General features: G+C 43.7%; 7 protein-coding genes and 1 pseudogene. 6 read left to right on the plus strand and 2 right to left on the minus strand.

Features of this window, described 5'->3' with window-relative positions; genetic code table 11:
* The first annotated feature begins 333 nt into the window (after positions 1 to 333).
* On the plus strand, positions 334 to 696 hold the full coding sequence (locus RB620_RS03065; RefSeq protein ID WP_308092046.1) for a hypothetical protein: 363 nt from the start codon (positions 334 to 336) through the stop codon (positions 694 to 696).
* A gap of 749 nt (positions 697 to 1,445) precedes the next feature.
* On the opposite strand, the gene RB620_RS03070 is transcribed toward RB620_RS03065, so the two are convergent.
* The gene (locus RB620_RS03070) at positions 1,446 to 2,684 is read right to left on the minus strand and encodes an RNA polymerase sigma factor (RefSeq protein WP_308092047.1); all 1,239 of its coding nucleotides are present in this window, start codon (positions 2,682 to 2,684) and stop codon (positions 1,446 to 1,448) included.
* A gap of 345 nt (positions 2,685 to 3,029) precedes the next feature.
* Between RB620_RS03070 and RB620_RS03075 the strand changes: the two genes are divergently transcribed.
* Both RB620_RS03075 and RB620_RS03080 read left to right on the plus strand, forming a co-directional pair.
* Entirely contained in the window at positions 3,030 to 3,398 is a 369-nt protein-coding gene (locus tag RB620_RS03075) for a histidine kinase (RefSeq protein WP_308092048.1), read from the plus strand.
* A 163-nt stretch (positions 3,399 to 3,561) separates the two neighbouring features.
* Entirely contained in the window at positions 3,562 to 4,011 is a 450-nt protein-coding gene (locus RB620_RS03080; protein ID WP_308092049.1) for a cell wall hydrolase, read from the plus strand.
* Positions 4,012 to 4,558: 547 nt separating this feature from the next.
* Here RB620_RS03080 and RB620_RS03085 read toward each other — a convergent pair.
* A pseudogene (locus RB620_RS03085) lies at positions 4,559 to 4,950 on the minus strand (VOC family protein).
* 219 nt (positions 4,951 to 5,169) lie between these two features.
* Between RB620_RS03085 and RB620_RS03090 the strand changes: the two are divergent.
* From RB620_RS03090 to RB620_RS03100, 3 genes are all read left to right on the plus strand, one after another.
* Positions 5,170 to 7,800, plus strand: a complete 2,631-nt coding sequence (locus RB620_RS03090) for a CBM35 domain-containing protein (protein WP_308092050.1) — start codon at positions 5,170 to 5,172, stop codon at positions 7,798 to 7,800.
* A 160-nt stretch (positions 7,801 to 7,960) separates the two neighbouring features.
* Entirely contained in the window at positions 7,961 to 8,965 is a 1,005-nt protein-coding gene (locus tag RB620_RS03095) for a LacI family DNA-binding transcriptional regulator (RefSeq protein WP_308092051.1), read from the plus strand.
* 504 nt (positions 8,966 to 9,469) lie between these two features.
* Positions 9,470 to 10,870 carry an extracellular solute-binding protein gene (locus RB620_RS03100; RefSeq protein WP_308092052.1) on the plus strand — a complete coding sequence of 467 codons (1,401 nt, stop codon included), beginning with the start codon at positions 9,470 to 9,472 and terminating at the stop codon, positions 10,868 to 10,870.
* Positions 10,871 to 10,968 lie beyond the last annotated feature (98 nt).

A 10,968-nucleotide genomic window follows, 5' to 3' on the forward strand; every position in this document is an offset into this window, starting at 1 on the left:
AGAGGCGGTCGATGTCATCATCGGCCGCCTCTTTTTTTGCGTCCTGCCCTACTACCACCTTTAGAACGTTGCGCGCCAATTGTACACAATGGATGCCGCGAGTCTGCGAAGGAGAATTCTAAAGTTACATTAACCGCTAAAGAACTCCATTGGTCGCTGTAGGTGCTATAGTGGATTTTTGCAGTAACTTAACTAGGCTTGAGGAATAGCATGCTGGCAATAATTATTAAGTTATTAAATATATCGATTATGGACTTGAGTAGCTATAATAGCAATAGAATGACGAAGGGTCATCAAATTCAAAAGTATAAAGAAAAAGAATGAGGAGTATGTATGGTTGACGTTTTATGGACGATTTATTTAGGGTTGCTCGCAACAGCTTCGCTCACTTTTTTATTTAAAGGAAAATATAAGTCGAAACTTAGCAAAATAGATTTTGTCGTATCCATCATTACATGGATTGGATTGTTCGGGTACGTTACGGAAACGGCAATTCTAAATCCCACTGTCTGGAAATTTGTCTCCGTTGCAGCTTTTCTGTGGGATTTATCAATCACGATGCTTCTAAAAGGTTATGAAGGGGAAGAAATCTTGGAGGAACTGCCGATTGTGGCGAGGAGAGTCTGGATGTTGATAACATTTGTTGTCATGGTCGGTCCTTTGTATTATGGGTTGTTCAGATATGCCTTTGCATGATGCGGGAGTAATGCAAGAAAAAAACTGAGCGAAAGAATGAAATAAAACGGGCTATGGCATCCCCATTACGATTGGAAACAGTGTCTCGATATATAGATGGGATTGAGCTAGCGGGCATGATAACAATAAACAGCAAGGCTGCCGGCTGATCCAAAGCGCCAACCGGCGGCCTATCCATTCATTTGATATCAGAGTTACTTTGATTTCTTCTTAGCTGCGGATCTGCCTTGCTTCTTCGGATCGTTCGATGGCGGTGCGGCATGCTGTGAACCGTTGGGCTTAATCGAATCGGCCATGTTCTAATCTCCTTTCCTGAGATTTGTAATTAGTTATATGCATATTTTTCTATCTCATCCAAAGGCACACAATGTTTTCCGAATACCTATCTCCATGGCACGAAGTAATAAAATCGAATTCGTTATCAGACGACCTGAAGCTCGGATGTGATTATCAGTTATAGCTCCTTTCTATATAGCATAAGAAAAGCTCCCCCAGTGCTGAAATGAAAAAATGGATTTCGTCATTGTTAAGTTAACGTGGAATGATAGTTGAATCTACACACCACGGTAGCCGGCCATACGATCGGCTGCCGTTGTCCATTGAAGTAACGGGCAGGATAGTTTAATGATAGGGGCTATAAGGCGGTACTAGATAGAACAATGTATAGTGTACAGTTGAGCTAAGGGAGACCATAACAAAACCACCTTTTAGAAGGTGGTTTTGTTATGGTCAAATATCATTATTAAAGTTTAACATAGCCTAGATTTTAAATATTGCACCCACATCGCGTGCAGCTCAGCTTCCGATACCTGAAATGCGCCATGAAAATCAGTGGCATCGCGTATGAATTTGTTGAGCTCATCTGAACTGTAAGAATGGAGGAGAAATTCAACGATCAAATGCGAGAATCCATATCCCCCCATCCTCTCGAATTCCCACGTATCGTTAGTTAATGCTTGAAAGCTAGGGACAGCCTCATTTCGAATCGCTTCGGAGGTGCTATACTTGATATATTCTTGCGACATTTGTTTGGCTTCATGTCCGCCAAGCCCATGAGTAAGCCATTTCGGTGCCAACGGATTAATATCATTCACTAACCACATCGTAAACAAACTTATCGTGTGTCGTAGTACCGATTGGTACGTATGTTCAGGGCCTGGGTTCAGTGGGGATACGATTCTTATTTTGTTGTGTTCGTAGGTACCCATGAACCAGTTAGGCGCATCCGGTTCGCCTATTGCTTGGTGAAAAGTGGACAGATCCGGATAGATTTCAATAGTGATTTTCTGAGATGGTCGATGACGATATGTTGTTAGAATTCGCTTTACATTGGATTTCAATTCCTCGAATAAGTCATGGTATACCTTATTCATACCATCATTCTTGGTGGAAGCCTCGTTCTTATCCACAATCGATATCAATTCTTTGATAGACATGATTGTAATGTCACCCCATTCTTTTAATGCTATTTTTAGTTTGTTTAATGCGCGGTAAAGTCTGTTCTTAACCGCGCTTTCAGGCATCCCGATGATTTTGGATATGTCCAATAGAGTGCAGTCGACGAAAAACCGCAATGATATGATTTGCTGATCTAACTCATTCAATTGGGCTAATGCAGCACTAATATCAAGACGGATATCAACATCTTTAACGATATCGAGGGAAATCGATTGGGACTGAAAATCGATAACTTCGTGCACTATTTCTTTATTTCGTGATCTTGTACGATACTCGTTTTTCACGATATTCTGCGCGATTTTGAATAGCCAAGTAAATATACTGGAGTTATGCTTAAACAAGTGAAAGTTTTCCATTGCTTTTAAAAAAGCTTGTTGCGTTAAGTCATCAGCTACTGCTGAATTTGTTTTTACTGCGATATATTTTCGAATTCTCTCCTGATATTGATTATAAATTTCTTCGAAATGCTGGATGTGTTCCTGCTCCTCCGGAAGAACAGGGATTTTCGTTTTGTCTTGAGCTCGTGACACCAGTAGTACCTCCTCCTGAACTTACAATTCATTAGACACCGAAGGGAGGTAAAAAGCCACATCATTTTTTAAAAAATAAATTTTCATGACGCCATCCTTCATCAAACGGATAAGTGATAACAAGACCAGCGAGAGACAAAACGGAAGCAATGAAAAGGTCACAGGAGTTAATCATGGAATTGGATGAACAAGATTAGGGAGTGAATGCACTAACGGAGATACTTTAGCTAAATTACGATGCAGCGGCAGCCGGCCAACGGTTGCAGTTTTCTCAACTAACGGGCAGTTTAGTGGAGGAACGGTTAGATCATAATTGTATGAAATGAAGAAACGGGGGCTGAAGAAATGAGTAAGCATGACGATCTATTCAAAGATCTGAAACAGATAAGGGATACCTGGGCAAATGTGGATTACCTCGGTCCGAGTGCGGTTATTCCAGAATGGTCTGAGATCAAAGAAGAATACGAAACATTACGCAATACAATCAAGAACGAAAATGAAATGGATGCCTTTAAGAAAGTCTTGGAAAACACCTTAACAGGGGTCATACACTCGGTTTTGGTTATGATCGATGGTGGAACGGAACTTGCTGAGAAATTCAATATTGATCTTGTTGTTGTGGAAACAGGAGAATCTCTGCGAGAAAATATTGCATTACACGAAGAGTTTATCGGTTATTTACTTGATGCCGAAGACAATAATTCACTGAACTAACGGGAGACGATAGTTCAACCATTACACAGCGGCAGCCGGCCAAACGATCGGCTGCTTTTTTAAGTTTTGACACCCTGGCATGCATGTGACCCGCCCCGCACGCCAAGGGTCATTTTGCCAAAATGTGAATATAGTGTGTTAACCAGTTAAAGGGGGTTTTGTCATGGGTGCGAGGGTTAAGTATAGGTCGTCTGACGTTGATTTGTTGGCGCGGCTTATGAGGGGCGAGGCACAGGCGGAAGGCGAAAAGGGTATGTTAACGGTTGGCGCTGTCGTGATTAATCGGGCCGTAGTCAGGTGTTCGGACTTCAAGAACGTCAACAATATTAATGATGTTATTTACCATTATATGAATGGCGATGCCATGTTCGACGCCATTATAGAACCTGATTTTTATCAGAAGCCACGGGAACGCGAGCGGCGGCTAGCTGAACAGACCATAAAAGGCTGGCGAGAATGGCCTTCAAAATACTCGCTGTGGTATTTCAACCCGTGGGGGCCAACGTCTCAAGCTTGCCCCGCAATGTGGTACGGTCAACCGTTCGCGGGTGCTTGGAAAAATCATTGTTTTTACCAACCTACAAGCACAGAATGCGCGGAAATTTACCGATAAAAAACTTTATAAGGGCGAATGCCATAAGGCATTCAATGCCAAATAAAAAAACTTTGGTATGCCATCGACTACGAAAAGTTGCCTTAAAAGAAGCACAGCCTCTTCTTGATAAGAGTCCTCACCTGACTGTGAAAAAATAAATTAAAAGTAGTTGCAAATCCAACTTTAAATAATCAAGGGTGAGCTTTTATCAAATTTCAAGTAGTATCGGAAGAAGATTAAGCTAACGGGCACGATAGCGTAATACAGACCACGACGAGGCAGCCGACTATCGGCTGTCTTTTTCACGCTAATGGCAGGTTAGTTATAATTGTTTACTATCTTCTATCTATATCGTTCGGGAAGTAATATAATTGTCAATTACAAGTGGATTAAGGGGGGAATAGGTTGCCATTGTTTATTGTAACAGGTGCAAGTGGGTCAGGGGAAACATATGTCATTAAAGAACTAGAAGGAATAATGCCGGATTTTGATGTTTTTGACCCTGATCACCTTGTTGAGTTCATAGGACATGATTGGGAGAACATGCGAAATATTCGAAATCATTCTATTTTGCGTTCTCATCTGGCTGATGTATGCCAAAAATACCTTCCGTGTCCATATAGTACCCTTGTCACGCCATTCCAGGCAAAGCATACTTTGGCATTGCAACCTTGCCGCTATGATTTAGATTTTTGGTTCCGTAGAATCGTAGACTCCCACTCCCATTGTACATGCATAGCCATTCAAAGCCTGGCCTGGTACTGAGCAATCCCCTTGACGTTGTATTAATGCACCGTTAATTCCAAGTTCATTTGCATCGCCCGTCACAGCCCCGAAATAGGGCATCCCCGCATAATAGCTCCAATCCTCAAATGTCCATCCAAATACTTCTCCATAAAATTTCTTAGCACGCTCCATGTCATCGACATGAATTTCGAAATGAACTAATCTGCCCATGATTTCCTCCTCTGGAAGGATAATCACGAAGAATAAAAAAGGAGTTGATATTCTTCTATCGTTTTGATAAGATGAGCAGCAAGTAATATTACAGTTAATTTTCACTTAACGAAGTAACTTTTTGAAAGCGCTTGTAGTAATCGGAGAGGAGGCGAGTTCAAATGTAGTTCGTTAGAAACGCACTCATGATCCCATAAACAATGCGTAGAGGAGGATTTTATGTTAAACAGAGCAAGCATCGAACGGTCGTTATCTATTATCGTGGCGGTATTGATCATCTTATCTCAATGGTTTATGAGCGCACCGGCAGTTTCGGCAGTACAGCAAACGGTGGATGCAGACGAGAGCATCTATCAATATGAGGCGGAATCACCGGATAATACCTTAACGGGCAATGCGGCCGTTCGTGATTGCAAGCCCGAGACCGGATGTTCCGGCGGGAAAAAGATAGGCGATTTTGGGAAAAATGGATCATCGGTGCAATTTAACAACGTTAACGTACCGACTTCTGGCATCTATCTTTTAAAACTTGTTTATATTTCACAAAACACCGATCCAATCAGGTTGACTGTAAACGGTGGAGAACCGGAAATTTTTACTATGCCGACAACGGAGAATTGGGACACGATTGGCAGCTTCGATATGGAGGTATCGCTAACTGCTGGGAGCAACACAATCAAATTCGACGATAACGGAGGATGGGGGCCGGATATCGATAAGATCGAGATTTCTCTCTCAGACAATTCGAGTGAAATCCCCGACAATGATGGGGAGATCGGCGATATCGGTGAGCGTGTCGATTCGAAAAAATTCGGTTCTATCTTAGTAACGGAGCACGAGAAGGGGGTAACGCTCTCTAACGATACTTACACAGTCACCTATCATACGGAATCCGGCCTCGCGGCTTATGGTTGGAATGGGAAGACGGTCGCTACAGGTATATACAGTACCGTGGAACTCGATCAGCCCTTATCCAGTAAAGATTACTCCGAGCATACGTTCTCGATGAGCAGCATCGCGAAGATTAAAGACGGCCATGGGAAAGGAATTAAAGTCGTCTTTGAAAATAAGCAGGACGGTCTTCCGACGATAAAGCAAGTCTATCAAATTTATGATCGCCAGCCGTATTTTGTGACAAGTCAAGAAGTACATAGTACGGCCGAGATTAGCACAAACAATATGGCTCCGATCGTCATCAACGCGAAGGGCGGAGTCGATATCGGCAGCTATACGGATAACAGGGTGCTGGTCGCTCCTTACGATAACGATATGTGGTCCAGATATCAAGCTCGGACGATCAACACTTATTTGAACACGGGCAATTATGTCAGCTCGGAATTGTCGGCCATCTACGATAATGAGAGCAGGAACGGCCTGGTTATCGGTTCGATTACGCATGACACATGGAAAACCGGTATATCCTGGAGCGGTTCCAATGACCGCTTGAACAAGCTGAAGGTATTTGGAGGTTTTACTTCGACCAAAGTGACTCATGATACTATTCCGCATGGAAAAATATCGGGTACGAAGGTCACGTCGCCGCAAATCTTTGTCGGATATTATGACGATTACCGTGACGGCTTGGAAGGCTTCGGACATGCCAATGCGGCAATTGCGCCGCCGCTTCCGTTCGGCAAGAATATCCCGAAAGGCGTACCGGTCGGCTGGAACAGTTGGGGCGCCTATGGCGGCACCCTGAGTCACGATAAGGTGGTTGATGTGTCCAATTTCTTCAAGGAGAATTTGCAAGACGAATCCTTTAATAATAAAGGAAATATTTATATCAATCTGGATTCCTATTGGGATTGGCTGACACCGCAAGAGTTGGAAGATGTGGTTTCGGTTATACGCAGCAATGGGCAAAAGCCAGGCATTTATGATGGACCGTTCGTCTATTGGGGCGACAATATGGATCAAGAGGTTCCTGGCACCGATGGTAAATATACGTATGGCGACATTGTGCTAAGGGATTATGACGGTAAAATTTTGCCAAAGGTGGACGGCGCATATGCGATTGATCCTACCCATCCCGGCTCTAAACTACACGTCGAACAGCATTACAAACGTTTTCTGGATCTTGGGTTTGAATACATCAAGATCGACTTTTTGAGCCACGCTTCATTTGAAGGAAAGCATTACGATCCGAATGTGAAGACGGGTATCCAAGCTTATAACCAGGGTATGGCGCATATTAATGAAGTGTTGGACGGTAAAATGTTTATCAGCGAATCCATTGCTCCTCTCTTTCCAAGCCAGTATGCGCATGCGCGTCGGATTTCGTGCGACATCTACGGCAATCTTAGTTCAACCGAATATCAGCTGAACAATTTGACGTACGGCTGGTGGCAGAACGGCACGATTTATCCATATACGGATCCCGATTACATGTCGCTGGCGAAAGGCGGTTCGATGGCCGCGGCGCAAACTCGGGTGAACTCCGCGGTCATATCGGGGACGGTATTCCTGAACTCCGATGATGTGAATGACCCGACTGCCCAGGAGTATATGAAAGCGTTGTTGACCAATCCGAAAGTGAATGAAGTGGCGATTAAAGGAAAAGCCTTTCGGCCTGTTGAAGGCGATACGGGCACGAATGCGGCCGACCTATTCATTCTGAAGGACAAACGCGACTATTATTTAGCTGTGTTCAATTACACCGATTCCGCAGTAACGAAGACAGTTGATTTGGCCCTCGCGGGCATTTCAGGTGCCTCGAATTATACAGTCACCGATCTGTGGACGGATGCTTCGAAGCAGATAAGCGGACAGTTAACAGTAAGCCTGGACGGAGCGCAATCCGTGTTATATAAAATTACCCCTAAGCCGGGCGGCGGCAGAGGGAAGCAATAAAAGATCTAAGCCTCCGGCACGAATTGGTGCTGGGGGCTTCGTTTCTAAATCTCGTATTTTCAGGACGAGCGGGATGTCTGCTTAATTGTAAATCAATCAACTTATTGATAAGATAGTTCTTAAGTGAAAATTTAAGCAAATTAATGAATGGGGAATTCATGTGGCTACCATACGCGATATAGCAATGAAAGCACAAGTATCCAGCGTTACCGTTTCTCGAGTGTTAAATCGAGACCAAACCTTCTCCGTTTCCGATGATACGCGTCAGCGTATTCTGTCGATTGCCGAGGAGCTGAACTACAAAACGCCTCGAGAACGTAAAGGGAAACATATGATCACTTCAAGCAGCGACGCCAGAATCGGTACGGTTATCTTTCTTACTGAACAGCAGGAGGAAGGGGATGTTTACTTTAGCTCGATAAGGGAAGGAATTGAAAAAGAATGTATCGCCGCCGGGATCACGACGACGAAAGTTATGCGGTTATCTCAATATGGCAATCCCGATTTAGTCATAAACGATGTCGACGGGGTCATTATAATAGGCGGTTCCCTTGATAATATTGCTACTATCGTTAATCAGGTCGACAACGTTGTATTCGTGGATTACGCTCCGGATGTTGAGAAATTTGACTCCATTATCATTGACTTCGAAAGAGCAACGAAGCTTGTTTTGGATCATTTGATCAAGGCGGGGCACAAACAAATCGGCTTTATGGGCGGCGTCCAGTCCGATGGGAAAGATGAACGCCATCTTAATTACGAGAACATCATGAAGGAATGCGGAATCTACGATCCCAAGCATGTTTATATCGGAGAATGGACTACGACCGAAGGGTACAACACGATGCAGCGAATTATCGAAAAGAATTATCTTCCGACAGCCTTTTTCTTCGCCAGCGACTCCTTGGCCATTGGCGCGCTGCGGGCATTGCAAGAGGCGGGGATTAGCGTGCCACAGCAGATGGCGGTCGCGGGCTTTAATGATATTCCGATGGCCGCTTTTGTAACCCCTTCTCTTACTACGGTAAAAGTCCAGACGGAAATGATGGGCAGAATGGCCGTCAAGCTATTGCTCGATCGAATTGGCGGCAGGGAAATTCCTGTACAAGTGACGGTGCCATCAAAACTGATCGTTCGCGACAGCAGCGGAGTTCAGTTAACATAGTTGTTTTTTACTAAAAATAAGGGCTTCTCTTCATAGAGAAGCCCTTTTTTTGTTATGTCAACGACTGCGAATTTTGCCCGGGGTGATGCCGTAATGTTGATTGAATAAGTGATAGAAATGGCTTAACTATAATGTTACTATAGCACAAAAAAAGTAGGAACAATACAAGACTTGTACCGGACCGGAATGCTACGATCAAGCTAATAAGCCGTCATACGAAAAGTAGTTGATAATATTCAGGCAGTCTGATATGATGAAAAACAAGTAATAATACAGTTAATATTCACTTAATTGTTTTAGTTAATTTTTTGTCATCTCAGAACAATTCTGAAATATTTAAGTGAAAATTATATTCGAAAAAGGAAGCGCGATCATAATATACCAGTCTTTTTGAAAGCGCTTCTACATAACGGGGAGGTGAGTTTCATGTAGTCGGATGAAGTGTTTTAGAAAATGTAAGCGCATTACATATTTTCTATTATGGATAACAAGGGGTGTATGACCATGAAGAAGATGAAACAATGGACAGTCATTACTTTGGTATTTTTATTAATGTTTGCTTTGTCAGCGTGCGCTGGCGGCAATGAGAAGCCTGCGGCAAGCAACAGCGGTGCCGAAGGCAATGACGGCAAGCAGCCAGTTGAAGAAACAAATAAACCGACTGAAGAAACTCCAGAAGAAGAGACAAAAATCAATTTGGCAGGCAGGGAAATTTTATTCTCTGCTTGGTGGGACGGCACCCCTAATGCGGAAACGCCTGAGGGCGAAGCTGCATTGCAGCGCCAGAAGGAAGTTGAAGAAAAGTACAATGTCAAAATTAAGTATGTCAATCAGGACTATCATCAAACAGCGGAGAAGCTGTCTTCAACGGTTATGGCCGGCAAACCTTTTGCCGACGTTGTGTTAGTGCCTGACTATCTTATTGCGGGATTGTTAGCAGGCGGATACTTTACGGCACTGGATGATTTCATGGACGTCAGGGCGGAAAGCAAGCTGCCGGATGCCGTTATAGAAGCGGGAAGCTACCATACTTCGAAAACATACGGTTTTAATAGATCGCTGGCGCTCTTTGACAATACAGGGTTGTACTATAATAAACGAATTTTCGAAGAAGCGGGATTGCCATCGCCTACCGAAGTTCAGAAGCAAGGAACATGGACTTGGGACACCTTTATTGATTATGCCAAAAAATTAACGCTTGATACGAATGGCGACGGGAAACAGGATCAGTGGGGCATTGCGGCCGCTCCGAATGTGCTAGGTCTATCCTTGATTTATTCTAACGATACAATGGCTTATGACGAAAAAGAGAGCAAGTTTTTGTTGGATTCGCCTAATGCGATCGAAGGCCTCGATATGATGAACAAGCTCTATAACGAATTTAAAGTGGTCAAACGGAATGAAGGAAATGATTGGGAAGATCCCGCTAAATATTTCAAAGAAGGCAAAACAGCGATGTATCCGGGCGGCATTTGGGAAGCGGGCTCGCGGTTCCAAAATCAAATGAAAGACGAATATGTATTCGTTCATTTCCCTAAAGGGCCGAAAGCGGATAACTTTAAGGTCGGTATGTCGCAGTTCCATATGAGTTTCATTCCTAAGGGCGTAGAAAACCCGAAAGTGGTATACAAAATATGGGAGGAATTGCAGGATTGGAATGTCGAGGAGAGCGACCGCGTGTGGGCAGAAACTTATTTCCTTGACGAAGATTCTGTTAATAGCGCTCTAGAGACGCTGACCATGATGGAGTTCGGCCGTTACAACGCCTATAATTTCGAAGAAAATTTCAATCCGCTGGCAAATGATATCGCTGCGGGTAAAATAACAGCCGCAACAGGCGTAGCGCAAATTATGCCGGTCTTGCAGGCGAAAGTGGAGAAGTTTCAGCAAGAGGCCAAGGAGTAGCGCGGGGCCAATTTCAATGAAGAGATCGGAGGTCCCTATTCTTCCAGATAAGGATAGGGATCTCTTGATTCGTCGAACAAACTAAGTAGCAGGGCAGG

The sequence above is a fragment of the Paenibacillus sp. LHD-117 genome (assembly GCF_030929555.1).
Lineage (GTDB): Bacteria > Bacillota > Bacilli > Paenibacillales > Paenibacillaceae > Pristimantibacillus.